The organism is Amycolatopsis thailandensis, from assembly GCF_002234405.1.
Lineage (GTDB): Bacteria > Actinomycetota > Actinomycetes > Mycobacteriales > Pseudonocardiaceae > Amycolatopsis > Amycolatopsis thailandensis.
Map to the genome: position 1 here is coordinate 18,647 of NZ_NMQT01000028.1, position 23,118 is coordinate 41,764.

Here is a 23,118-nt window from a genome sequence, read left to right on the forward strand (position 1 = left end):
CTTCGCTGCGTCTTATGCGGGTATGGCGTCCTTCAGCCCCCGCCGTACCGCTACGCCGAGTAACCCGGGATCGGGAACGGCGCCAGGAACTCGCGGATCTCGGCGGCGATGGTGTCCAAAGCGGACTGTTCCTCGCCCGCCGCCGCGGCGATCGTGCGGTCGATCCACTCCGCCACCTTGACCTGGTGCTCCGGCTTGAGCCCGCGGGTGGTGATCGCGGAGGTGCCGAGCCGGATGCCGGACGGGTCGAACGGCTTGCGCGGGTCGAACGGCACGGTGTTGTAGTTCAGCTCGATGCCGGCGCGGTCCAGCGCCTGCGCGGCGGGCTTGCCCGGCACGTTCTTGTTCGTCAGGTCGATCAGCAGCAGGTGGTTGTCGGTGCCGCCGGACACGAGGTCGTAGCCGCGTTCGACCAGCGCCTCCGCCAGCGCCCGCGCGTTGGCGACGATCGTGTGCGCGTACTCGGCGAACTCCGGCTTCTGCGCCTCGCCCAGCGCGACGGCGATCGCGGCGGTCGTGTGGTTGTGCGGACCGCCCTGCAAGCCGGGGAACACCGCCTTGTCGACGGCCTTCGCGTGGTCGGCGTCGGAGAGGATCATCGCGCCGCGCGGGCCGCGCAGGGTCTTGTGCGTGGTCGTGGTGATGACTTGCGCGTGCCCGACCGGCGACGGGTGCGCGCCGCCGGCGACCAGTCCGGCGATGTGCGCGATGTCGGCGACCAGGACGGCGTCGACCTCGCGGGCGATCTCGGCGAACGCCGGGAAGTCGATGGTGCGCGGGATCGCGGTGCCGCCCGCGAAGATCAGCTTCGGCCGGTGCTTCAGCGCGAGTTCGCGGACCTGGTCGAGGTCGACACGGCCGGTCTCCTTGCGGACGCCGTAGCGGACCGGGGTGAACCACTTGCCGGTCGCGGACACGCTCCAGCCGTGCGTGAGGTGACCGCCGTCCGGCAGCGCCATGCCGAGGACGGTGTCCCCCGGCTGCGCGAACGCCAGGTACACCGCGAGGTTCGCCGGGGAACCGGAGTACGGCTGGACGTTGGCGTGGTCGGCGCCGAAGACGGCCTTCGCGCGCTCGATGGCGAGGTTCTCGACCTGGTCGATGAGCTGCTGGCCCTCGTAGTACCGCTTCCCGGAGTAGCCCTCGGAGTACTTGTTGGTGAGGACGGTTCCAGTCGCTTCCAGGACGGCCTGGGAAACGTAGTTCTCGGACGCGATCAAGCGGATCTTGTCGTGCTGGCGCTTCGCCTCGTCCTCGACGAGCCCCGCGATCCGCGGATCGGCGGCGGCGAGCGCGGAAAGTGCTGGCTGGTGTGTCATGGCGTACTCCGGCTCAGGAGTGGCCTTCACCCAGGCGCGCGGTGCCGGCCCGAATTCGCTTCCCGGTGGTGCTCCACCTCAAATGCGCCAGTCGCTGGTGCCCTCAGAGCCTAGTGCACCCCGCCGGGGCGGAATCCGGCATGCGGACGATGTCCGGCACACCAACGGCGGCTGCACCCGGCCGTCCGATCGCAGAACGCCTCCGCGCAGACGGCACAGCGTTTGATCCGCCGCCAGCCACCGAACGCGACCAGTTCCGCCAGCCCGGAGGCGCCCGCGACCAGGTCGCCGCAGCCCGGCCACGACGTCACCTGCACCAGGCGCCAGCCGTTTCCGGCCTCGGCCAACCGCGGCGCGGCGCCGGTCCCGGCGAGGATCCGGTTGAGCCGGTCGGCGGCGGCGCGTTCGCCGGGCAGCGCCGAAACGACTCCGGCGAGCCAAGGATTCCCTTGGGCCAGCAGCCTTTCCGCGATTTCGAGAGCCGGGTCGAGGTCGCGGAAAGGCGGGACGATCGTGTGCTTGCGCGTCACGGTTCTTCGATCGCGACGCCCATCGAGCGAGCGGTGCCCGCGATCGTGCGCATGGCCGCTTCGACGTCGCCGGTGTTGAGGTCCGGCAGTTTCCGCTCGGCGATCCCGCGCAGCTGTTCCCGGGTCAGCTTCCCGGCGACCTCATGCCCTGGACGGCCTGATCCCTTGCCGCCCAAGGCTTTCTTGATGAGGAACGACGCCGGCGGAGTCTTCAGCCGAAGTTCGAAGGACCGGTCCTCGAACACCGACACCACCACCGGCACGATGTCGCCCCGCTGCGCCGCCGTCGCCGCGTCGTAGGCCTTCTTGACCTCGACGAGGTTCACGCCGGTCTGCCCGAGCGTCTTCCCGAGGTCGACCACCGGCGCGTCGCCGGCGGTCAACTCGAGCGTCGCCTGGTGCGTTTTCTTCTTCGACTTCGGTGCCATGCGCCCGAAGCTAGGGTCTCCAGCTACTGGAGAGTCAATCGATCGGCTTCACGCTTTCCGCGTGCCTTCGCGCCAGCTCCTGGTAGATCACCGCGTTGTGCTCGACCCAGCCGCGGGCGGTGCCGTCGAGCGGGACGTGCTTCTTCGCCGGGCTGCCCATCGCGACCGTCTCCGGCGGGATGACCATGCCGGGCGTCACCGTGGCACCGGCCGCGACCAGGGCCTTCGCGCCGATCTGGGCCTTGTCGAGCACGGTCGAGCCGTTCCCGATGAGCGCCTGCTCGCCGATCGTGCAGTCGTGCACGAGGCACTGATGCCCGACGGTGACGTTCTTGCCGACCTCGGTCACGCCGCCGTTGACGTGGATGACCGAGTTGTCCTGGATGTTGGCGCCCTCGCGGATGAGGATCTTCCCGAAGTCGGCGCGCAGCACGGCGCCGTACCAGACGGAAGCGCCCTTTTCGACGACGACGTCGCCGATCAGGGTGGCGGTGGGGGCGATCCACGCTTCGGGATCCACCTGGGGGCGGTGCCCCTCGAATTCGAACATCGGCATGCCTCGCACCCTATGCGCGGGGGCTGAAGGGGACCATGCCCACATAGGACGAGACGAAGGGGCCCTTCACCGCATGACATGCGGCGAAGGGCCCCTTCAGCCCACGGTAGGGGTCAGCCGATGGCGGTGTTCAGCAGGAGGTCCACGGCCTTGTCGTTACGCGTGGTCTCCCGGACGATCACCTCGTCGGGCGGGTAGAAGCCGGGGTTCGAACCCCGCGGGTACATCTCGAAGGTGAAGCTCAAGATCTTGTGGGTGCCCCACATCCAGTCGTCGATCGTCCCGTCCGTGATGTACAGGTCGCTCGACTGCTGCGGCGTGTAGCCGTTGGTCGCCGCCAGCTGCCTGCCCAGCGTCTGGAAACGCTGCGCCTCGGCCGCCGTCATCCCCGGCGCGGTGTCGTTGTACGTGAAGCCGAACGGCCACAGGACGAGCTCCGAATAGGTGTGGAAGTCGATGCTCGCCTTGATCTGCTGGACGCCGCCGATCTTGCGCGAGTTGACGAAGTTGGACACGGCCTTGGTCTCCGGCGCGGAGAACGCCGAGGGACCGCGGTAGGTCTCACTGCTCGTCGAGCCCGAGGAACCGCCGCAGCAGCCCCAGTTGTAGCCCCAGTTGCGGTTGGGGTCGGTGCCGTTGCCCTGGCGGTTCTTGCGCCAGTACTTGTAGCTGCCGCCGGAGATGTCGTACTCCGAGCCGTCCGGGTTGACGTTCGGGATCACGTAGATCTCGGTGCTGTCGACGAACCGCTTGATCGCCGGGTCGGAGGCGTAGCCCTGGGTGAACCGGTTCACGATCCGCAGGCACATCTCGGTGGTGAGGTGCTCGCGCGCGTGCTGGTTGCAGGTGAAGAGGACTTCGGGCTCGTTCTCGTCGGTGCCGACGTTGTCGCTGATCTTGAGCATGTTCAGCGCGCGGCCCTGGTAGGAGTTGCCGACGCTGCTCAGCTTCGCGATCGAACCGTAGTTCGCCTGCGCGTTGCGCAGTTCCGTCGTGACCTCGGTGTAGTTGTGGTACCCGGAGTCCGACGGCGGGAAGTCGTTGATCGCGTTCGTGCCGACCTTCTCGGACCTGTCGACGACTCCACGCTGCTCGACGCGGAAGCCGAGCGAGCGGACCTTCGCCGCGTCGCGCGCCTCACCGATGAACGTGGTCGTGCCGCCGGCGGAGCCGAGGACGTCGACGCCCAGCCGGGAGATCTGGGTGCGCTGCTGTGAGGTGCCGGTGCCGAAGACCTCGTAGATCTGGACCTGCGCGTCTTCGGCCTGCTGGTCGGCGGTCGCCGGACTCGCGGCGACCGGGATGGTGAACGCCGCGACGGCCGCGATCGCCACGGCCATGCACCGTCTTATGCGCATCGTCGTCTCCTAGCTCTGGGGCAGGGAAGGGGAACCCCACCATGGCCGGAGCCGGGAAACCGAACAATCCGTAACGGTACGGATCTAATGCGTATTTCTAGCCGTAGTTCGCGAAGCAGAGCGCTTCGATGTCGCCGCGCAGTGCGGCGAACGGCCGCCGCCGGACGCGCTGCTGGACGATCGCGCCGAGCAGGTAGGACAGCAGGGCCCTGGCCCGCGCGCGGGGGTCTTCCACGTCGAGCGGGGCGAGCAGCTCCGCGAGCAGTTCGGTGATCGACGTCAGCATGACGTCGATGGCCTGCGGGTGCTGCGCGCGGCCCGCGGCGATCCAGTACTCGAACCAGAGGAAGGCCGCGTTCGGGCGGCCGGAGAACTCGGCGAGGAAGGCCTCCAGCGCCGCGAACAGCCGCTCGTCCGGGTGATCGTGTTTCTCCGAGATTTTGCGCAAATCGGCGGTGAACGTTGTGATGTGCGCCGCCATCGCGCGGTCGATCAGGACGTCGATGTCGGCGAAGTAGTAATGAATCGCACTCTTCGTGAGCGGCCCGGCGTCCGCGATCGCGCGCACGGTGCAGCCCGCCAGCCCGTCCCTGGCGAGCACGACACGCGCCGCTTCGACGATCTGCTCCTGTTTTTGCAGCTGATTGGGGGAGAGCCGCGCGCTGCGGCCGGGAACGGCGGTCACGAAGTTCCTTACACCAAGTAGTCAGGACGGGAGCCCTGAAGCTTAGGGCAACCGTCCCGGCCGATCACAGCGGGTGAAAAATCTAGGTGGCTAGCGATCGATCCGTAGCGGACAATGCGCGGCATGGTGACCTCAGGGGACAACGGGTTCAGCCCGGCCGCGCGGCGGCAGCTGGAGAAGGAACTCGCCGATCTGCGAGCGCAGCGCGATGCGATGGCGCCGAGGATCGGCGAACAGGAACGGACCGGCGACGCGGCCGATCAGGCCGAGGTGCTCGACCGCGCGGAGGCCGCCGCCTACCTCGAGCGGCGCATCGCCGACGTCGCGGCGAAACTGGAGCACGGCGGGCGCGACAGCAAGGGCCTGCTCCCCGACGGCACCACCGTCACCATCAGGTACGCCGACGGCGACGAAGAGGAACTCCACATCGTCACGATCCCGGGCGAGGACTCCGACGCCTTCACGGTCACCTCGGACAGTCCCCTCGGCCTCGCGCTCGTCGGCGCCAAGGAGGGCGACGAGATCACGTACCGGACGCCGCGCGGCGAGACCAGCGCCACCGTCGTCACCTTGAAGCCGCCTGCCTGACCTGTTTCGCGCCTGACATCCCCCGCCGGAATGTCATGAAAGGGTCGTTCAGGACACTTTTCGTCCTGAACGACCCTTTCATGACACCTGGCGGGGGATGTCACGTACCAGGACGGCAGAGGACCGGGTTCACCAGTTCGGCGCACGGCCGGTGCCCGTGGGACCTGACGACGTCCTTGCCGACCTGATTGGTCAGGTACCGCAGGAAGCTCGCGACGAGCGAGTCGGCCTTCGGCTCGCCGAACGTGTACGCGTACTCGGTCTCCCAGAACGGGTACGCCGCGTGGATCGCGCCCTCCAGGGTCGCCTGGTGGCCGTCGATCCGGACCGGCAGCACGTCCTCGCGTTTCGTGGCGGCGCCGAGTTCGCTGTAGCCCAGCGCCCCCGGCACGCGCGATAAAGCGTCGAGGACGTCGTTCGTGGACGGCTTCGCGCAGCGCACCACGCCCGGCTGGGCGCCCGGCGCCTGTTTGAGGCAGTCGTCGGAGTTGTCACCGGGTTCCCGTTTGCCCGCCAGGATCCGGCCCTCGAACGTCCGTCGCGTCCCGGAGTCGGAATGCCGGTCGACGAGCCGGACCGGCTGGTCCTTGCCGCCGATCTCCTTCCAGTTCGCGATCTTGCCGTCGTAGACGTCGCGGATCTGCGCGAGCGAGAGATCCTGCACGCCCGCTTCGGAGTTGACCACGAGCGTGAACAACGAGAACGCGACCGGACGCGGCAGCAGCTGCGGGAAGCCCTCGCCCTTGGCACCGTCGGAGAACGCCAGCACGCTGTCGTTCCCGGCCCGGTTCAGACTGCCGAGGCCCTCCGCGCTCCCCCGGCTGTCGAAGGTGAACGACGCGCCCGGGCACGTCTTCGTGTACGAAGCCGCCGCCTCCTTCAGCACCGGCGCGAAAGCCGTCGATCCGGTGATCGTCAGCTTCCCGGACGCGCAGTCCAGCGGCGGCGGCTTGTCGTCGAAGACCAGTGAGCGGGTCAGCTGGAAGATGCTGACCACGACGAGGAACAGGATCAGCGCCATCACCGAGGTCGTCGGCCCGGTGCGGCTCTTGGTCTCGCGGAGGCTGCCGCCCTTGATCTCGCCGATGACCTGAGGATCGTCGAAGTCGTCCGGCGTGCCGTTGGGGATCCGGTCGAGGACGGCGAGGATCTTGTAGTGCGCGCCGCGGTTCAGCGGCACCCTCGGCAGGTCGATCACCCCGGCGGGCCGTTCGGGATTCTCGTCCCGCGCGCCGAACCCGGAGTCGTCGCCGAAACATTCGTGCAGATGCGGCGAGCTGAGCTCGGTCACCACCATCCCCGCCACCGTGCGGCCGGGGAACTTCACGCGGATACCGACGCTGTCGTTCTCGTTGACCGCGTAATCGTCGGTGTCGATGTCGGTGGTGCCGCTGTTTTCGATGCGCAGCAACACGAACGACGGGTCGACGAGCCGCTCGCCGTTCTCGTGCTGCAACTGCGCGAGCGCGTCGGCGGTCGGTGCGAACCCGCGCCCGGACGCGGTCGGGGTGTCCATCTGCACGCGGTAGCCGAGCCGTTTCCGGCCGACGAGCACGAACTCCCACAAGAACGCGACGGCCGGGACGGCGATCCCGACCACCGCAAGCAGGACGTCCCAGGGAAAGCCTTCCAAGACCAGCCTCCAGGTTCGGGGAATCGAACCTAAGGCTCATCGCGGCCCGGGACGGCGGACTTCAGCCAGTGTTCATCGGGCGTCCGCGAAGGCGTAGTCGTCGAGGTCGAAGAACCGGCTCGTCACCATCGTTTCCAGCGTCGGCGACGCCCGGAAGGGCACATCCCCGTTGACGTCGAAGTAGTAGCTGTTGGCCAGCGAGCAGCTGTCCTGGAAGAACACCTGGTGCTTGCGCCGGTCCAGCATGCTCCGGAAGTACCGGTCGTTGGCCTCGTTCGTGACCTCCACCCGGGTCGCGCCGGTCTTGCGCGCGTTGCGCAGGCAGCGGACGATGTGCGCGGTCTGCGTCTCGATCAGGTTGAAGTACGAGGAACCGTTGTAGCCGTAGGGCCCGAGAATGGTGAAGAGGTTCGGGAAACCGGGGACGCTGACGCCCTGGTAGGCCTGGAACCGGTTCTCCTCCCAGAACTTCTCCAGATCGACGCCGTCGGCGCCGCGGACGGTGAACGCGGGCATGTTGCCCTTCTCGAACACCTTGAACCCGGTCGCGAGTACCAGGACGTCGACCGGATGCTCCGTGCCGTCAGCGGTGCGCACGCCGGATTCGGTGATCGTGTCGATGCCCGTGGTCTCCAAAACGACGTTTTCGCGGTTGAACGTCTGGAGGTACTCGTTGGAGAAACTCGGCCGTTTGCAACCAAGGGCATAGCGGGGCGTGAGCTTTTCGCGGGTTTCGGGATCTTTGACCGCGCGGCGCAGATGCGCGTGCCCGATCCGCTCGCCCGCGCCCGCTGTCGGCAGGAGGTTGTGGAAATGCGCGGCCAGCGGGAAAGTCAGTTCGACGAGCGCCTGGCTGGCCAGCCGGGACAGCCTTTTGGCGCCCGGCAGCCGTCGCAGCGCCAGCCGCACCGGGTCCGGCAGGGCGACGTCGGGTTTGGGCAGGCACCAGATCGGGGTGCGCTGGAACACCGTGAGCCGGCCGGCTTCCGGCGCGATGGACGGGATCACCTGCACGGCCGAGGCCCCGGTCCCGACGACGGCGACACGTTTGCCGCGCAGGTCGACGCCGTGGTCCCAGCGCGCGGTGTGCATGACCGTGCCGCGGAAGCCGGCGAGCCCGTCGATGTCCGGCGGCTTCGGCTGGGTGAGCACGCCGGTGGCGCCGACGACGAACCGCGCCGTCATCGACCAGCCGTCGGCGGTTTCGAGGCGCCACAAGTGCTTTTCGTCGTCGAAGGTCGCGGAGACGACCTTGCTCCCGAGGCGGGTGCGGCGGCGGATGTCGTATTTGTCGACGCAGTAGTCGGCGTAGGCCTTCAGCTCGCGGCCGGGCGCGTAGACCCGCGACCAGCCGGAGATCTGCTCGAACGAGAACTGGTAGCTGAACGACGGGATGTCGACGGCGACACCGGGATAGGTGTTCCAGTGCCACGCTCCGCCGACGCCGTCGCCCTCCTCCAGCATGAGGAAGTCGCCGAAACCGGCCTTTTGCAGCAGGATCGCGGCACCGATCCCGGAAAAGCCGCCGCCGATGATCGCGATCTCGTGGTCCGGCGTCATGCGGGAAGTCCTTCCGTGGCGAAAAGCGAACTGGCGCCGAGCACGACGACGTCGGCCCGGTGCTCGATCCCCTCGGCGGTGCGGATTCCGTGGGGCGCGAAGGCATAAACGGGCCAGGTGATGAGCTTGCAGCCCGGCCGCCGCAGCGCGCCGTAGTAGCCGAGCCCGGACGCGGTCTTCCGCGAGCCGAACCGTCGGTCCGGCGTCAGCAGCCTGCGGATCCAGGGGTCTTTCACCTGCCAGCGCAGGAAAACGCGGGCGACGGCGATGCCGAGGACGTTCGGCCCTGGCACCGGCATCGGCACCACCCAGTCCGGTTCCTCTTGGAACACCTTGACCGATCGCGCGGTGGCCGCCACTTCGGGCACGATCTGCGCCGCCTCGCGGCCGGGTGCGACGACGGCGACGCGCTGACCGGCGAAGTCGTGGCCGAACCATTCGGTGCCGCGCAGCACCTCGCCCTGGAAGTCACCCAGCTTCATGACGCGACCGGTTCGTGGGTGATCTCCTCGGTCCACGACTGCGGCTTTCCCAGCAGCCGCGAGGGGATCAGGCGGGTCACCTTCACCATCGGGTCGGCCAGCAGCCGGTGGTAGACGTGCGAACGGTCGACGATCATCGCCGCCTGCGCCTTGAGCACGTGATACGCGGGGATGCGTTTGGTGAACTCGCCGCGGCCGCCGATGGTGGAGAACCGTTTCACCGCGTTGTACAGCTTCTTCTCCGGCAGGCCCATCGCGACGATGTTGTCCCGCATCTTGTTGATCAACGGGACGAAGACGACGATCAGGCCGAGCACGATCTGCGGTTTGAGCGAGCCGACGGATTCGGTGATCAGCTTGGTCGTGGAACCGGCGCCGATCAGTTCGAGGACCTCGAAATCGGCCGTGATGTGCCGGGCCTCGTCCGAGTTGATGTGCCGGAACACCTGGTGGCACACCGGATCGGAGACCTCGTCGAGCAGGAACTTCACCAGCGCGCCGTCGAGGGCGCATTCGAGCAGCGGGATGAGCGTGGCCAGCGCCGTCAGCGGCAGCGTGTCGCCGTAGTCGTCGAGGACCTTGATGGCGAGCTTGACGTTGATGTTCGGCTCGGGCATCGAGCCGTGCTCGTCGAGCATGCCCCAGCGCTTCATCAGCGCCAGCTCCGCGTTGGCGTGCTTCTGTTCCTCGGCGTGGAAGTACCGGTAGATCTCCTGGATCACCGGCGTCGGCGCCTTCTTCGCGAGCGAGGCGAACCCGCGGGCGCCGACGTGCTCGATCCACACGAGATCGGCCATGAACGGCCGCATCTTGGCGCGGAGTTCGTCGGTCATCGTCTCCGCGCCGGGCGCGTCCCAGTCGATGTCGGCCAGCGACCACTGCTTGTCCTTGATGGTCTGGAGCATCGCGGCGAAGTCGTAGGCCATCACTTCTCCTTTTCGGCGGGCAGGAACCGGCCGAGGAGACCGGCGATCCGTGTGTACGGGACGGGCACGAACCGCTTGGCGTGCCACAGAAGCTGGGCGTCGGGTTGCGGCACCACGTAGAGCCGCCCGCGGTCGTGGGCGTCGAGCGTCAGCTTCGCGACCTTTTCGGCGGAGAACCCGACCAGGTCGGACACCTTCCGGGCGAGGCCGCGCGCCTCGTCTTCGATGAGTTCGCCGTCGAAGATGTTGGTGCGGACGAAGGTCGGGCACAGCACGGTGACCGCGACGCCGGTGCCGGACAGCTCGGCGGAGAGGGTCTCGGACAGGCTGACGACCCCGGCCTTGCTCACGTTGTACGCGGCCATTCTCGGCGCGGCGGTGAAACCGGCTGCCGAGGCGACGTTGATGACGCCGCCCGCCCGCGCCGTCCGCATGGCGGGCACGAAGGTGTGGCAGCCGTGGATCACGCCCCAGAGGTTCACCCCGAGGGTGCGGTGCCAATCGGACAGCGGGCTCTCCCCGACCGGTTTGCCGCCGGCGCCGATCCCGGCGTTGTTGACGACGAGGTCCGGCTCGCGGCCGAGCCAGGACCGCGCCTGGCTCGCGAGTTCACCGACTTCGTCCACACTGGACACATCACAAGCGATGGCGACCGCGTTCTCGAGCGACTTCGCGGTTTCTTCGGCGGCTTCGAGGTCGATGTCGGCGCAGACGACGCGGCTGCCGCGCCGGACGAGTTCGGCCGCCATCGCCCGCCCGATCCCGCTGCCCGCGCCGGTGACGACGGCGTGCGCTCCATGAGTCCGCTTGGTCATGCCGCCCTCGCGATCGCTGGAAGGTTTTCGGTGAGGAAGCGGCAGGCCCGCTCCATCGCCGGTCCCGCTTCGGGGATGAAGCGGGTCAGTGCCTGGAAGACGTGCATCTGGCCGGGGACCACGTCCAGTTCACAATCCGCTCCGGCGCGGCGCAGGGCCCTGGCCAGCTCGATGGCGTCCGCGGCCAGCATTTCGCGACCGCCGGCCTGGATGATCGTCGGCGGGAAACCCTTGATGTCGTCGAAGGCGAACCGCAGCCGCGCCGAGCCGAGGTCGGCGTCCACTGTGTACAGACCGACGAGCCGCGCGGCCGCGGCGGCGGAGATCATCGGGTCCGGGCTCATGCGTTCTCGTTGGGCGGCCAGCGAGAACGTCACGTCGAACAGCGGCGAGAACAGCGCCAGCGCGGCAGGCGGGTCTTTTCGTTCCCGGATCAGCTGCGCGGCGAGGTCGACCGCGAGATGCCCGCCCGCGGAGTCGCCCGCGACGAGAATCCGGCGATATCCCTGGTCGAGGAGCCTGTCGTAGGCCGCGCGGACGTCGTCGGCGGCGTTCGGGAAGCGATGCCGGGGCGCGAGCCGGTACTCGCAGGCGAAGACCGGCAGGCCGGTGCCGTCGGAGACCCGCGTGGTCAGCCCGCGATGCGTGCGCGCCGAGCAGAGCGCGTACCCGCTGCCGTGGATGTAGAGGACCACGGCGTTGCCTTCGGTCACTTCGGGACCACGGACCCACTCGCCGCGGATGCCCGGCTCGACGCGACTTCCCTTCAACGGCGGCGAAGCGAGCCACAAACTGCTCGCGATGAACGCGCGGGAGAACGCGATCCCGGCCCGGTTCGCCGGGATCGCGTTGGCGATCGGCCGGACGAACGCGGACGTCAGCGCGGCGGCCAAACCGGGTCGCAGGCCATTCTGCGGTCGCATGCCCTCAGAATGAATCTGACGGCACCTGCTGTCAAGATGGGAAGGTGACCGCGTCCCGCCGCTACAGCGGCAAGACCGCCGACGAGCGCCGAACCGAACGACGGCTCGCCCTGCTCGGCGCCGCCCTCGACATCTGGCAGGAACAGGGCTGGGCGGCGGTCACCATGCGGGGCGTCTGCGCGCGGGCGAACCTGACCGACCGGTACTTCTACGAGAGCTTCACCAACCGCGACGCGCTGCTCGCCACCGCTTGGGAACAGGTCCGCGACGAGACCTTGCGGATGGTCCTCGACGCCGTCGCTTCCCGGATCGAGCAACCCGCTTTGGACCAGCTCCGCGCCGCCGTCGACGTCGTCGTTCACCATGTGCAGGAAGAGCCGGCGCGGGCGCAGATCCTCTTCGGTGACCACGCGGGGAGCGCGGTGCTGGAACAGCTGCGGCGGCAGACCGTCCAGGAGACCACCGGCCTGCTGATCGAACTCGCGCGGCCGCACCTGAAGCCGGACGTGGACGGGCTGGAGTTCCGGGTCAACGTCCTGCTGGGGATCGGCGGCTTCGTCGAGATCATGCTCGCGTGGCGCTCCGGCCTGCTCGACGCGGACGCGGACACGCTCGTCGATCACCTCACCGGCGTGAGCACTTCCCTGTCGCGGATGTTCCTCAAAGGCTGACACCGACGGGTGAACTTTCGCGGCGTATCCGTCGCCTGCTCGGAAACGAATCAGGGCCCCATCCGGAGTGTTCCGAATGGGGCCCTGACCTGCGGAGCCGCCTAGGGGAATCGAACCCCTGACCTATTCATTACGAGTGAATCGCTCTGGCCGACTGAGCTAAGGCGGCAGACGCCGGGCTCTCACCCGGCGACGGGACCCAGTGTAGCGGAGGGGTTGAACGTCACCTTCTCCGGCCACCGTCGTTAGGGTCCTATGACGCCGGTCTCAGTCCCCCAAGATCGGCCCATCCCCACTGGAGGACCCGTTCATGCGGCAACGACTGCCCCGCGTGCTGGCGCTTCCGGCCGCCGCGGCCCTGCTCCTGCTGACCGCGGCTCCGGCGCTAGCCCAGGACATCCCGACCACGCCGATCCCCGATCCGGCCAATCCCGGGCAGCCGCCGATGTCGGCGCCGATCGGGCCGCAGCCGCTGGGCAAGGCGGTCGGTGACGCCGGGGCGGCGCTGGGCGTGCTGCGGCTGCTGCCCAACGCGGTGCCGACGAGCGCGATCCTGCCCGGAGCGGACAAGCTGCTGCCGAAACAGTCCGCGCTCGAAGCCGGGATGGGGCTTTCCAGCGCGCAGGCCAACTCCGAGGCCTACCTGAACTACGAGAAGTCGATCGCGCAGTCTTCGCCGTTCGGCCTGTCCGCCGCGGGCAACGCGCCGCAGACACCGGGCAGCCTCGTGCAGACGGCGCTGCCGGACAACCCGAAGCCGATCAGCGGCGGCCTCAACGCGCCGAAGAACCCGCTGTTCAACCTCGGTCTGCTGAACGGCGAGGCGCACGCGCGCTGGAGCCCGACGCTCGGTCCGTGTGTCGGCACGATCGCCGACTCCAGCACGTCGATCGCGAACCTCGCGCTGCTGCCGACCATCCCGAACATCCCCGGTGCCGAGCAACTGACTCAGGCTTCAGAGCAGCTCACGGCCGGTTTGAAGGGGCTTCCGGGTCCGCTGGCGAGCTTGGGCGGGCTGCTTTCGGGGAACAGCACCAACGCCGACGGCAAGGGCGCGGTGCTGAGCCTGCCGAACACGCTGTCTTCGCGCTCGGTCGTGCGGCTGGTCGACATCCCCGGCTCCAAGAACAAGGCCGTCGAATCGACGTCGACCTTGCAGGCCGCCAGTATCGAGCTGCTGAAGGGCACGCCGCTCGGCCTGACGATCAAGGTCGCCAGCCAGCCGACGCTGCGGGTCACCTCGACCGGTGACAAGAAGACGTCGAAGGTCGAGTACAGCGCGCCGGTGCTGCAGATCGTCCGCGGCGACAAGGTGCTGTTCACCCTCGACGCGAACAACCCGACCAAGGACATCCCGATCGGCATCCCGCTGCCTTCGCTCAAGCAGGTGCCGGGTTTCGAGCAGCTGAAGAACGTGCCGGTCATCGGCGGGCTCGCCGAGATGCTCGACGGTGCCACCAAGCAGCTCCCGGGCGGCGAGGCTGGGAACGGGCTCACTCTCGACCTCGGGGTGCTGAAGCTTTCGATCGCCGGACTGAACCAGAAGTCGAGCGACACGACCTCGCCGTTCAAGGGCTTCCAGCTGGGCGCTTCGGCGCGGCTGCTGGACCTGCAGATCCTGCCGACCACCGCACTGCAGAAGGCGCTGCCGCCGGACGTCGCGAAGAAGCTGCCGTCGTCGCTGGCGCAGATCTCGCTCGGTGAGCAGATCGCCCGGGCGCACGCGCCGGCCGGCGGTGTCGAATGCGGCACGGCGACCCCGCCGCCCGCGGGCAACAACGGTGGCGCCGCGCCGAAGGGGCCGGTCAAGAACCTGGCCTACACCAACGCCGCCTACGACACGGTGCCGATGTTCTGGTCGGGTACCGCGATGCTGCTGATCGGCGTGGTCCTCGTGGCCGCCATGCCGGGACGGCGACGGCTCGCGGTGGTTCCGGTCTCGATCGAGAAGAAGCCTTTCAAGCCTTCGCCGCGTCCGCGCTCGGAGGACTAGACGGGGCGAGGAGGGTGATGAACGGTCCTTTCACGCCTGGCCCCCGCGTGGGAGGCCCGTTCGTACCGCTCTCGATCGCGTGAAGTACGTGAAGGCCCCCTTCATTGCGCTAGGCGCAGTGAAGGGGGCCTTCACGTACTCGCCCTCGGGGTCTCGCGACCCTTAGCCCGGGTTCCCCTTCGGGGACCGAAGGGGCCCTTTCAGGCCTGCCACGCGCTGCCCCCAATGTGGCATTGGGGACATCGAGCGTCTCCAATGCCACATTGGGGGCACGACCCCTTCACACCCGAATCCTCTTCACTTACCCACAGCACTTGTCCACAACCACCTCTACCTGTGGACAACTCGCCCGACCAGCACTTTTCCGCCCCTTCCCCCGGTAAACTGGACTCGGGGACGCCCCCTGGGATGGGCGGGGGGCTGGGGTAGGAGTGTCGAGGGCGGGTGTGTGGGGCTGGTCAGCCTTGGCGCAGGGTGGTGACCATGGCTTCGACGGCGATCCTCGGCTTCACGTTCAGGTCGATGGCCTCGCGGCAGCCCAGGACGGCTTCGAGGCGCCGCAGGATCGAGTCGGGCGCCCAGGCGGAGGCGGCCTGCGAGATTTCCGAAGCGTGGTCGGGGTGATTCAGCGTCGCGCCCGCCGCGCCGCTCGCGGTCACGAGCACATCCCGGTAGAACGCGGCCAGGTCCACCAGCGCGAGATCGAGCGTGTCCCGCTGGGTCCGCGTCGCGCGTGACTTCTGGCGCTTCTCAAGCTGCTTCACCGCGGCTTCGGCGGCTCGTTTCGCCCCGGCGACACCCTTCCCGGTGCCGTCACCGCCCATCGCGGTGCGGAGTTCGGAACGTTCGGCCTCGTCGCGGACCTTGCTCTCCTCACCCGCGTCCGCCTCGGCCGCGCTGATCAGCTGATCGGCACAGGTGAACACATCGGACGGACGGCGCAGGCCGAGCGGGATCCGCAACACGGTCGCCCGCCGCTGCCGGGCCGCCTCGTCCGTGGCGAGACGCCGCGCACGGCCGACATGTCCACTCGAGACCGAAGCGGCCCACCGCGCACGTTCCGGATCGATGCCGTCCCGTTCCACCAGCACCCGCGCGATCGCCTCGGCGGGCGGCGTCCGCAGCGTCACCAGACGGCACCGCGAGCGGATCGTCACCGAGACGTCGTCCGGATGATCCGACGGCGCGCACAACAGGAACACCGTGCGGTCCGGCGGCTCCTCGACGGCCTTCAGCAGCGCGTTCGACGCGCCTTCGGTCAGCCTGTCGGCGTCCTCGATGATCACCACCTGCCACCGCCCGGTGGTCGGGCGGCGCGCGGCGGCCTGGACCAGCGAACGCATTTCGGCGACGGAGATCGAGAGGCCTTCCGGCGCGACGAGCTTGACGTCGGCGTGCGTACCGGCGATCACGGTGCGACAGCCAGGGCATTCCCCGCACCCCGTCCCCGTGCTGCACTGCAACGCCGCCGCGAAGACCCTCGCGGCGGTCGAGCGCCCCGAACCGGGCGGACCGGTGACCAGCCAGGCGTGCGTCATCGCCCCCGGCGCGACAGGCTGGTTCTCGATGATCCTCGCGGCCGCCGTCGACGCCGACGAAAGCGTGCGCGCGGCGGGCTCCTGGCCGACGAGCTGCTTCCAGACACCGATCAGCACAGGGGCTTCCGTCATGCCTCGACCTTCTCCTCCGCCGGAGCGATCCCGGCGAGCCTGCCGACGAGCACCGCGCGGACCGCGGTCCGCACCCGGTCACTCACTTCTTCCTCGGTGCCTTCCGCGTCGACCACCACATACCGCTCCGGGTCGGCGGCGGCCATCTCCGACAGCAGATGCTGCACCCGCCACTGCGCGTCCAGTGACTCCGACTTCCGCATCACCGTGCCGGGATCGGCGTCGAGCAGAACGGTGATGTCGGGCCGCAACCTGCCGGTCGCCCAGTCCGCGAGCCCTTCGAGCTCCTGGCTGTCCAGCCCGGCGACCGCGGACAGATGCGCCAGCGGCGAATCCACGAACCGCTCCATCACCACCACGGAACCGGCGTCGAGCGCGGGTTGGATGTCCCGTTCGACGATGTCCGCCCGCACCGCGGCGGCGGCCAGCGCCTGCGCCCGCGCGCCGGAAAGCGAAGCACCGGAGACGAGCTTCGCGAGCCGTTGGTCGTCCAGCGCCGGGTCGGCCGCCAGCACGATCGGACGCGTACCCCCGCGCAGCCATTCGGCCAGCCGCTCGGCCTGCTTCTCGGTGTTGATCGCCCGCGTGCCTTCCAGCGCGATCAGCAGCCCGTTCACCCGGCGCGGGCTGCGGCGCAGCGCGTTGCGGAGGTCGGCGAGGATCGGCTCGGCCCGCCTGTCGTCCATCTGCCGGTACGCGAAGATACCGGCGAGCAGCGCCAGGACCCCGCCACCGATCATCACCGGCCGCGTGCCGTCGATCGTGATCCTGCTGCCCCACAACTCGACCTCGGTCGTCTGGACCGCGCTGATCAGCACCGGCACCAGGATCGTCGAGCCGAACAGCACGATCTTCATCAGCGACTGGTAGATCGCGTTGATCCGGCCGCGGATGGAATCCTCGATCCGCGAACCGATGATCGTGACACCGGTCAGGAAGGCCGTCCCGGCCCAGACCCCGACAGCGGCGACCGCGACCAGCGAGACGGCGAGGTGCGGAGACAGCGCGACGACGACGAGACACAGACCCGCGGCGACGATCGAGATGCCGAACAGCCGATCGTGCGCGAGCCGCCGCGCGAGCTTCGGGGCCACGGCCATCCCGGTGGCGAGTCCCAGGAAGACGGCGAGCACCAGGAGGTTGAACGCCGCGTCACCGGCGAGCAGGCTCGACGAGTACGGCTTGGCCGAACCGATCACCGCGCCACCGGCGGCGAAAGCGCCGAACGCGCCGATCATCAGACCGCGCACCAAGGGCGTCGTCCGCACGAAGCGGGCGCCGTCGGCGATCATCTGACGAAAGCCGAACTTCTCCTCGTCGGCCGCCTTGACCTTGGGTTTCTCGACCGCGTGGACATTGCGCAGCGAGAGTTCGGGGATCCGGGTGGCGATCACGATCGCGCTGGTCAGGTACAGCAGACCGGTGATGACGACGGCGACCTTCGCGATGCCGAGCTGGGCGTCACCCTGGAAGAAGTGGAACGTGGTGTTGCTGCCGGTGAGCACGGCGTTCGCCCCGGCCGCGGTGATCACCGCGAGGCCGTAGGTCATCACCATGCCGAGCTGGTTGGCCGTCTCGACCTGGTCCGGCCGTCGCAGCAGATTCGGCACCGCCGCGTCCTTCGACGGGATCCACATCATCGCGCAGCAGCCGACCAGGAAGTTCCCGACGAACACCCACCACGGGGTGCCGACGAAAGCGATCGACAGCAGGAACCCGCACCGGCCGAGGTCGCAGAGCACCATCACCTTGCGCCGGTCGAACCGGTCGGCGAGCAGCCCGCCGAGCGGGGCGAACAGCAGCCCCGGCAGCAGCGAGGTCAGCACGACCCCGACGAACGCGAAGTTCTGCGCGGCGTAGCTGTCGGTCAGCTTGGTGACCAGACCGGTCAGCGTCAGCAGGTTCAGCCAGTCCGCGACGCTGCACAGGTACGAGACACCCCAGATCCGGCGGAACGGCTTGATCGCCAGCACCCGCCGCACGCGGTGCATGGTGGAAGCGTCTCGCCCCGTCGATTCACCGGTGCCCGCTTCGGGCACCGACCGCACGCCCTCGCTGATACGCCCACCCCACTAGTCACGCGACGCCGGGAGCGACCCGGGTCAACGCCGAGTCCCCCGACCGTATGGCCAGGGTATCCCGATGGGCGAGGTGAGGGCGGACGGCCCCGTCCGGCGCTACCGCCGGACGGGTTACCCGAAGATCCCCGCGATGCTACTGAACAGGCTGGCCAGCAGCTGGATGGCGAGTACGGCGAAGACGATCATGAGGGCGATCGCGATCATCACGCCGGCGGTGTTCGACGACGGCTTGCCGATCCGTGGCATCTGCATGGATCGCTTGGCACGCCGTACTTCGACCTCGGCCTCTTCGTCGACCTCGGCGGGCTCTTCCTGCTTCAACCGGCGTGGCTGACGGATCAGCTGGGACGGCCTCGACGGCCAGGTGCGCTGTTGGGGCAGGATCCCGATCGGAGCAGCGCCTTGCTCACCCACCGTGCTGACGATCTTGGACGGCGGTTGGTCCGCTGTCTGCTCGGGGCCGGGGCTTTCGGCGGGCTGATCGTCCGCGAGCATCGCCGCGTTGACCATCCTGCTCACCACTTCGGGGTCGTGCTGGACCGGCCCCGGTACCTGCACGCGGACCTCGTCGGCGTCCACCGACGGGTTCGCCTGCGCCGCCGTGCCGGTCGTGACCAGCCCGGACAGGGGGTCGGCGAACCTGTCGGCCGGAGGATCTGCCTGAGTGCCATCGGCTTTCACGACGTCGGGGGCATCGAAGAAGGGGGTTCCGCCCTTCCCGCTCATGGTGACCACCTCACTACGGAATGTCCTCTACTTCAAGGGTAACCACCTCGGCCCGCCGCACATCCGCCCAATGGGCCAGATAAATGTCACGCGCCGCGAGGCTGATCTTCACATCTTCCAGCAGGGGCTCGAAGAAAGAACGCCGGTAACGGGCATCCGTCGCCGTCGACGCGGCGAAGTACAAACCGGAGAAAACGGCAAGGAAAAGGGAGACGTTGACAAGCGCGGAACTCACCGGAAGAGGGACACCCAGCAGTGTCCCCGGCGCCGATTGCCTGCCGGCGAATTCCGTCACGACCTCCGGCCGCAGGATCAGCACCCCGAACACGATGAAGAAGGCGAACACCAGCACGCCGAACGCCACGATCTGCACCGCCTGGGCGAAGAACAGCACCAAGGCGATGTTCAGCCGCTCCGTCTTCGCGAGCGCGCGCCGCCGCCGCACCGGCGCGGTGTCGTCATCCAACGGCGCGTCGTCGTCGAACGGCGTGCCGCGCAGGACGGCCGCCCCCGGCTCCACGGTCCAGGACTTCAGCTCCTTCATCTCGTCGGACAGCATCGAGGCCAGGAACACCGCGCCGATCAGCACGAGGAAGCCGATCACCAGCCACAACCGCCCCGGGTCCAGCCCTTCGACGGCCTGCCATAGCTCGGCGGTGAAGAAGCTGAACATCACCACCAGCAAGAGCAGCGGCAACGCCCTCGACGCGAGCGTGCCGATGGCCCTGACCTGCGCGACCGCGCTGCGCGCCGCCCAGGTCAGGATCGAGCCGACACCGATCCGCACCAGCAGCATCAGCACGGCCAGCGCGACGAGGTTCGTGAGCACGGCCACCCACAACGCGCGATCCCAGGACACCAGCCCGGTGAGCCGCTCGCCGAGCGGCAGCACCAGCACCCAGAACCCGATCGTCGCCGCCATGACGGCCAGCCGGACCCGGGTGCGGTTCAACGCCCGGAGCAGCTTCACCATCAGGCGGCCGGCGATCACCGGGACCACGACCACGGCGAACGTCAAGGCGAGCACCCCGAGGACGTACGCGAGACCGCTTTCCCGCATCCGGGCCTCGATCACGTCTTCGGGGACGTCGAGCAGCTTCAGCAACCCGGCCAGCAGCAGGTCGAGCAGGCACAGGAACACCAGACCGGGCGTGGAACGGCGCAACATGCCCGCTCCACGCCTCCGCCGGTGGATGACCATCGGCAACCCTCGCCGCCGGAACCAAGCGTCGGCCGCCCGCCGATCCAGATCCATTCCGCCCCCTCGTCCCAGCGGCTACGTCCGGCTCATGTCCACCGCCTCGTGCAGCCAGCCCGCCAATGCCCGGCGGTCCATTCCACCGAACATCAGCCACCCTTCGGAAGGGGCGGCGTACAACACGAACCTCCCCAAATCGTTGTCGACGATCACGAATCCGTAGTCCGGGTACTCGGCGTTCAGCCCGCCGAAGGCGACCAGGTCGAGGATCGCCGTCCCGGTCCGGGGCCTGCTGAGCGTGTCCCCGACCAGGCCGACCTCTTCGTCCTGACCGGGCAGCGGCACGCCGTGCCCGTCGATCCTGATGCGCATCGGCTCCGTCCCACCGGCGGGAACGTGCGGGAGCCCGCCGAAAACGCGGGCGCCCAGCTCGCCGAAGTCGCTCAGGCTGAACGTGGTCCGCCGCCCCGACCGCATCCGCCAGACGACGGCCTGCTGCCCGTCGCCGTAGCAATCGACCCGCACCGCGCGGGGCGCGGACGCGAAAACGCCGGTGAGCACGCCTCGCACCGAACCCCGCAGCATCACGCCGTGCATCCGGAGCGCGGCGGGATGGATCTCGCCGTTCTCCATCAGCCCGGCTTCTTCGAGCATCGCCGCCTTGGCCGCGTACCGCTCGGCCTGGGTGACGAGATCCGCCGGCTCGTCGTACGACGGGCACAGACGGCGGATCTCGTCGTCGGTGATCTCCGGGTCGTAGCCCAGGTACACGCTCCGGCGCTCGGGCACCGCGCGCAGCACCGGCTCGGCGGCGCGCCTCATCAGTTCCTTCACCGTGGTCGGTTCACGCATGGTTCTGCACCGCCTTCACGATCCATTGCTCGGCCATCGACCGGCTGGCCGGGCCCCAGGTGAGCGTCCAGCGCCCTTCGCCGTTCATCGCCGCGCTGAACTGATACCGGCCGAGGTCGTTGTCCACCAGGCCGAAAGCTCCGTGCGGGTACTCGGCGAGGATGGAGTTCCGCACCGCGAGATCGACGAGGACCGTGCCGTGCCGCGGCCGCGAAGCGCCCTCACGGATCACCTCGACGGCCTCGCGGGCCTTCACGGGGATCAAACCGTCCACGTCCGTCTCGATGCGCACGGTCTCGCCCGGCCCCGTCGGGTGGTCGGGCAGCCCGTCGAACACCCAGCCCGGCAGCGCGCTGAGGAAACCGGACCGCAGCCGCGCTCGCTTGCCGAGCTTGTTCAGCACCGTGGTGTAGTCCTCGTCGCCGAAGAACCGGACCTCCCATGGCTCCTCGCGCGACGGGAAGACCCCGGTCACCACGCCGCGAATGAACCCGCCGCGCAGCGCGCGATACAGCCCGACGGCTTCGGGCGTGACCTCACCGCCGGGGGCCAGCCCGATGGTCGCCATCCCGCTCACGAACCGGGTGTACTGCTCCACCTCCTCGGCCAGGGTGAGCCCTGGAGTCGGCTCCTCGTCGGCCAGCACCGGCGGCACGGCGAGCTCCGGGTCGTAGAACTCCATCACCGATGGACGCTCCGGGACCTCGGCCGCCAGCGGGGCGATGACCTCGTCGATGACGTCGAAGACAGCGGTCGTTGAAATGCTCACCTGACCATTGAACACCCTGGTACCGACAATTTTTAGAACTTTTGTTCGAACGGGTGAGACGGGTCTGCGAGCGGTCGGTGAGCGGTCGGGGGTCGACAGTTTTGCTCGGGTGAGCTATTTTTTGCTCATGCAAGCAAAAGCGAAGTCGTTCACCGAGAGTGCCCGGCGCGCACAGATCGTGGCCGCGGCCATCGAGACGATCGCGACCCTCGGCTACGCGAAGGCGTCGTTCGCTCAGATCGCGAAGGAGGCGAAGTTGTCGAGCACCGGGCTGATCTCGTACCACTTCGCGAACAAGGAAGAACTGGTCCGCACGGTCCTCGAAGACGTTTTCGGCGAGATCGGCGCGTTCATGGCGGAGCGGATGAGCGAGCCGTCGTCCGCGAGCGCGGCGCTGCGGACCTACATCGAGGCGAACCTGGAGTTCGCCGCCGCGCGGCCGACCCGGATGCGGGCCCTGCTGAACATCTTCCTCGGCGGCGCGCTCGACTTCGACGCGTCGACGGAGCAGGCGGCGCTCGAACCGGTGGAACGCATCCTGCGCTGGGGCCAGGAAAGCGGCGAGTTCCGCGAATTCGACGTCCGGGTGATGGCGACGACCATCCGCCGTTCCGTGGAGGGACCGGTGTTCCTGCTCGCGGGCGAACCGACGATCGACCTGACCTCCTACGCCGAAGAACTGGTGACCCTGTTCGACCTCGCGACCAGGCGGCCGACGTGACTCCCGCGATCCGCCAGTGGGGTGTGGTGCTCCTCGAAATCGTGGTGCCCCTCGCGGGCTACTACGTGTTGCGCGGCCTCGGTGCCGGAGCGCTGGCCGCGCTCGCTCTGTGCGCACTGCCGACCGTGGCCTTCGTGCTGTACCGGGCGATCCGGCGTCGCTCGATCGACACTCTCGCGATCTTCGTGCTGGCGATCTTCGCGGTGAGCGTCGGCGTCTCGTTCGTCACCGGCAGCCCCCGGTTCATGCTGGCGAAGGCCGGCTGGTTCACCGGGGCCGTCGGCGCCGCGTTCCTCATCTCGCTGCTGTTCACCAGGCCGCTCGCGTTCGGCATGGGCCGTTCGATGCTCGCGAAGAGCCCGTGGGCGGACACCTTGCGCGTCACCGAATGGAACGAGCTCTGGCCGCGGCACGGTTGGTTCCGGCGCGCCTGGCGGGTCGCGACCGTCCTGTGGGGAGTCGCCCTGCTCGCCGACGCCGCCGGTCGGGTCCTGATGGCGTACGCCCTCCCTGTCGACGCCGTTCCCGCTCTCGGCGCCGCGCTGTACGGCGTCACGTTCGTCGTCGTCCAGGTGCTTCAGCACCTCTATTTCCGCCACGTCGGACTGTGGCGTCGTCTCGCCGATCACTGAAA

General features: G+C 68.7%; 23 protein-coding genes, 1 tRNA gene and 1 riboswitch. Of the genes, 5 read left to right on the top strand and 19 right to left on the bottom strand.

The window, feature by feature from the left end; translation table 11 throughout:
* Positions 1-50: 50 nt before the first annotated feature.
* The 6 genes from CFP71_RS08760 to CFP71_RS08785 form a co-directional block, all read right to left on the bottom strand.
* The gene (locus CFP71_RS08760) at positions 51-1,319 is read right to left on the bottom strand and encodes a serine hydroxymethyltransferase (protein ID WP_093933327.1); all 1,269 of its coding nucleotides are present in this window, start codon (positions 1,317-1,319) and stop codon (positions 51-53) included.
* Positions 1,320-1,340: 21 nt separating this feature from the next.
* Positions 1,341-1,419, bottom strand: a riboswitch (ZMP/ZTP riboswitch).
* Between the two features lie 10 nt (positions 1,420-1,429).
* Entirely contained in the window at positions 1,430-1,849 is a 420-nt protein-coding gene (locus CFP71_RS08765; RefSeq protein ID WP_093933328.1) for a CGNR zinc finger domain-containing protein, read from the bottom strand.
* Positions 1,846-2,277, bottom strand: coding sequence for an uL11 family ribosomal protein (locus tag CFP71_RS08770; protein ID WP_093933329.1), 432 nt, complete (start codon positions 2,275-2,277; stop codon positions 1,846-1,848). Before CFP71_RS08770 ends, CFP71_RS08765 begins: the two co-directional genes overlap by 4 nt.
* A 34-nt stretch (positions 2,278-2,311) precedes the next feature.
* On the bottom strand, positions 2,312-2,833 hold the full coding sequence (locus CFP71_RS08775; RefSeq protein WP_063275571.1) for a gamma carbonic anhydrase family protein: 522 nt from the start codon (positions 2,831-2,833) through the stop codon (positions 2,312-2,314).
* Positions 2,834-2,946: 113 nt separating this feature from the next.
* Positions 2,947-4,173, bottom strand: a complete 1,227-nt coding sequence (locus tag CFP71_RS08780) for a M14 family metallopeptidase (protein WP_093933330.1) — start codon at positions 4,171-4,173, stop codon at positions 2,947-2,949.
* A gap of 115 nt (positions 4,174-4,288) precedes the next feature.
* Positions 4,289-4,876 (bottom strand): TetR/AcrR family transcriptional regulator, encoded by a 588-nt coding sequence (locus CFP71_RS08785; protein WP_005160156.1) that lies wholly within the window; start codon positions 4,874-4,876, stop codon positions 4,289-4,291.
* Between the two features lie 123 nt (positions 4,877-4,999).
* On the opposite strand from CFP71_RS08785, the gene CFP71_RS08790 reads away from it, so the two are divergent.
* The gene (locus CFP71_RS08790) at positions 5,000-5,464 is read left to right on the top strand and encodes a GreA/GreB family elongation factor (RefSeq protein WP_093933331.1); all 465 of its coding nucleotides are present in this window, start codon (positions 5,000-5,002) and stop codon (positions 5,462-5,464) included.
* 100 nt (positions 5,465-5,564) lie between these two features.
* Here CFP71_RS08790 and CFP71_RS08795 read toward each other — a convergent pair whose 3' ends face one another.
* The 6 genes from CFP71_RS08795 to CFP71_RS08820 form a co-directional block, all read right to left on the bottom strand.
* Entirely contained in the window at positions 5,565-7,097 is a 1,533-nt protein-coding gene (locus CFP71_RS08795) for a PstS family phosphate ABC transporter substrate-binding protein (protein ID WP_093933332.1), read from the bottom strand.
* 72 nt (positions 7,098-7,169) lie between these two features.
* Entirely contained in the window at positions 7,170-8,657 is a 1,488-nt protein-coding gene (locus tag CFP71_RS08800; RefSeq protein WP_093933333.1) for a flavin-containing monooxygenase, read from the bottom strand.
* Positions 8,654-9,139: an NAD(P)/FAD-dependent oxidoreductase gene (locus CFP71_RS08805; protein WP_093933334.1), complete on the bottom strand. Its 486-nt coding sequence runs from the start codon at positions 9,137-9,139 to the stop codon at positions 8,654-8,656. The genes CFP71_RS08800 and CFP71_RS08805 overlap by 4 nt, the downstream gene beginning before the upstream one ends.
* Positions 9,136-10,065: a hypothetical protein gene (locus tag CFP71_RS08810; protein WP_005160164.1), complete on the bottom strand. Its 930-nt coding sequence runs from the start codon at positions 10,063-10,065 to the stop codon at positions 9,136-9,138. Before CFP71_RS08810 ends, CFP71_RS08805 begins: the two co-directional genes overlap by 4 nt.
* Positions 10,065-10,880, bottom strand: a complete 816-nt coding sequence (locus tag CFP71_RS08815) for an SDR family NAD(P)-dependent oxidoreductase (RefSeq protein ID WP_093933335.1) — start codon at positions 10,878-10,880, stop codon at positions 10,065-10,067. Before CFP71_RS08815 ends, CFP71_RS08810 begins: the two co-directional genes overlap by 1 nt.
* The gene (locus CFP71_RS08820; RefSeq protein ID WP_208635911.1) at positions 10,877-11,803 is read right to left on the bottom strand and encodes an alpha/beta hydrolase; all 927 of its coding nucleotides are present in this window, start codon (positions 11,801-11,803) and stop codon (positions 10,877-10,879) included. Before CFP71_RS08820 ends, CFP71_RS08815 begins: the two co-directional genes overlap by 4 nt.
* A 44-nt stretch (positions 11,804-11,847) precedes the next feature.
* Here CFP71_RS08820 and CFP71_RS08825 point away from each other — a divergent pair, with 44 nt between their 5' ends.
* Positions 11,848-12,474, top strand: coding sequence for a TetR/AcrR family transcriptional regulator (locus tag CFP71_RS08825; RefSeq protein ID WP_093933337.1), 627 nt, complete (start codon positions 11,848-11,850; stop codon positions 12,472-12,474).
* A gap of 95 nt (positions 12,475-12,569) precedes the next feature.
* Here the strand turns inward: CFP71_RS08825 and CFP71_RS08830 are convergent.
* Positions 12,570-12,643 (bottom strand) — tRNA-Thr (locus CFP71_RS08830).
* Between the two features lie 141 nt (positions 12,644-12,784).
* Between CFP71_RS08830 and CFP71_RS08835 the strand changes: the two genes are divergently transcribed.
* Complete coding sequence (locus CFP71_RS08835; RefSeq protein ID WP_093933338.1) at positions 12,785-14,467, top strand: hypothetical protein; 1,683 nt, start codon at positions 12,785-12,787, stop codon at positions 14,465-14,467.
* A 458-nt stretch (positions 14,468-14,925) separates the two neighbouring features.
* On the opposite strand, the gene CFP71_RS08840 is transcribed toward CFP71_RS08835, so the two are convergent.
* The 6 genes from CFP71_RS08840 to CFP71_RS08865 all read right to left on the bottom strand — a co-directional run bounded on the left by CFP71_RS08840 (position 14,926) and on the right by CFP71_RS08865 (position 21,778).
* Positions 14,926-16,137: a DNA polymerase III subunit delta' gene (locus CFP71_RS08840; RefSeq protein ID WP_093933339.1), complete on the bottom strand. Its 1,212-nt coding sequence runs from the start codon at positions 16,135-16,137 to the stop codon at positions 14,926-14,928.
* Entirely contained in the window at positions 16,134-18,185 is a 2,052-nt protein-coding gene (locus tag CFP71_RS08845) for a bifunctional MFS transporter/dTMP kinase (RefSeq protein WP_093933340.1), read from the bottom strand. The genes CFP71_RS08840 and CFP71_RS08845 overlap by 4 nt, the downstream gene beginning before the upstream one ends.
* Positions 18,186-18,329: 144 nt before the next feature.
* Positions 18,330-18,944 carry a hypothetical protein gene (locus tag CFP71_RS08850; RefSeq protein WP_244199604.1) on the bottom strand — a complete coding sequence of 205 codons (615 nt, stop codon included), beginning with the start codon at positions 18,942-18,944 and terminating at the stop codon, positions 18,330-18,332.
* Positions 18,945-18,957: 13 nt separating this feature from the next.
* Positions 18,958-20,112: a hypothetical protein gene (locus tag CFP71_RS08855; protein ID WP_244199605.1), complete on the bottom strand. Its 1,155-nt coding sequence runs from the start codon at positions 20,110-20,112 to the stop codon at positions 18,958-18,960.
* A gap of 108 nt (positions 20,113-20,220) precedes the next feature.
* Positions 20,221-20,994, bottom strand: a complete 774-nt coding sequence (locus CFP71_RS08860) for an ESX secretion-associated protein EspG (RefSeq protein ID WP_093933343.1) — start codon at positions 20,992-20,994, stop codon at positions 20,221-20,223.
* Positions 20,987-21,778, bottom strand: coding sequence for an ESX secretion-associated protein EspG (locus tag CFP71_RS08865; RefSeq protein ID WP_093933344.1), 792 nt, complete (start codon positions 21,776-21,778; stop codon positions 20,987-20,989). Before CFP71_RS08865 ends, CFP71_RS08860 begins: the two co-directional genes overlap by 8 nt.
* A gap of 112 nt (positions 21,779-21,890) precedes the next feature.
* Between CFP71_RS08865 and CFP71_RS08870 the strand changes: the two genes are divergently transcribed.
* Positions 21,891-22,484, top strand: a complete 594-nt coding sequence (locus CFP71_RS08870; RefSeq protein ID WP_244199606.1) for a TetR/AcrR family transcriptional regulator — start codon at positions 21,891-21,893, stop codon at positions 22,482-22,484.
* The gene (locus CFP71_RS08875) at positions 22,481-23,116 is read left to right on the top strand and encodes a VC0807 family protein (RefSeq protein WP_093933345.1); all 636 of its coding nucleotides are present in this window, start codon (positions 22,481-22,483) and stop codon (positions 23,114-23,116) included. Before CFP71_RS08870 ends, CFP71_RS08875 begins: the two co-directional genes overlap by 4 nt.
* Positions 23,117-23,118 lie beyond the last annotated feature (2 nt).

Coding starts and splice junctions, on each gene's coding strand:
- CFP71_RS08810 (WP_005160164.1), bottom strand. CDS start 10,065: ATGGCCTACGACTTCGCCGCGATGCTCCAGACCATCAAGGACAAGCAG.
- CFP71_RS08855 (WP_244199605.1), bottom strand. CDS start 20,112: ATGTTGCGCCGTTCCACGCCCGGTCTGGTGTTCCTGTGCCTGCTCGAC.
- CFP71_RS08860 (WP_093933343.1), bottom strand. CDS start 20,994: ATGCGTGAACCGACCACGGTGAAGGAACTGATGAGGCGCGCCGCCGAG.
- CFP71_RS08850 (WP_244199604.1), bottom strand. CDS start 18,944: ATGAGCGGGAAGGGCGGAACCCCCTTCTTCGATGCCCCCGACGTCGTG.
- CFP71_RS08835 (WP_093933338.1), top strand. CDS start 12,785: ATGCGGCAACGACTGCCCCGCGTGCTGGCGCTTCCGGCCGCCGCGGCC.
- CFP71_RS08800 (WP_093933333.1), bottom strand. CDS start 8,657: ATGACGCCGGACCACGAGATCGCGATCATCGGCGGCGGCTTTTCCGGG.
- CFP71_RS08775 (WP_063275571.1), bottom strand. CDS start 2,833: ATGCCGATGTTCGAATTCGAGGGGCACCGCCCCCAGGTGGATCCCGAA.
- CFP71_RS08770 (WP_093933329.1), bottom strand. CDS start 2,277: ATGGCACCGAAGTCGAAGAAGAAAACGCACCAGGCGACGCTCGAGTTG.
- CFP71_RS08870 (WP_244199606.1), top strand. CDS start 21,891: ATGCAAGCAAAAGCGAAGTCGTTCACCGAGAGTGCCCGGCGCGCACAG.
- CFP71_RS08805 (WP_093933334.1), bottom strand. CDS start 9,139: ATGAAGCTGGGTGACTTCCAGGGCGAGGTGCTGCGCGGCACCGAATGG.
- CFP71_RS08815 (WP_093933335.1), bottom strand. CDS start 10,880: ATGACCAAGCGGACTCATGGAGCGCACGCCGTCGTCACCGGCGCGGGC.
- CFP71_RS08790 (WP_093933331.1), top strand. CDS start 5,000: ATGGTGACCTCAGGGGACAACGGGTTCAGCCCGGCCGCGCGGCGGCAG.
- CFP71_RS08840 (WP_093933339.1), bottom strand. CDS start 16,137: ATGACGGAAGCCCCTGTGCTGATCGGTGTCTGGAAGCAGCTCGTCGGC.
- CFP71_RS08760 (WP_093933327.1), bottom strand. CDS start 1,319: ATGACACACCAGCCAGCACTTTCCGCGCTCGCCGCCGCCGATCCGCGG.
- CFP71_RS08780 (WP_093933330.1), bottom strand. CDS start 4,173: ATGGCCGTGGCGATCGCGGCCGTCGCGGCGTTCACCATCCCGGTCGCC.
- CFP71_RS08820 (WP_208635911.1), bottom strand. CDS start 11,803: ATGCGACCGCAGAATGGCCTGCGACCCGGTTTGGCCGCCGCGCTGACG.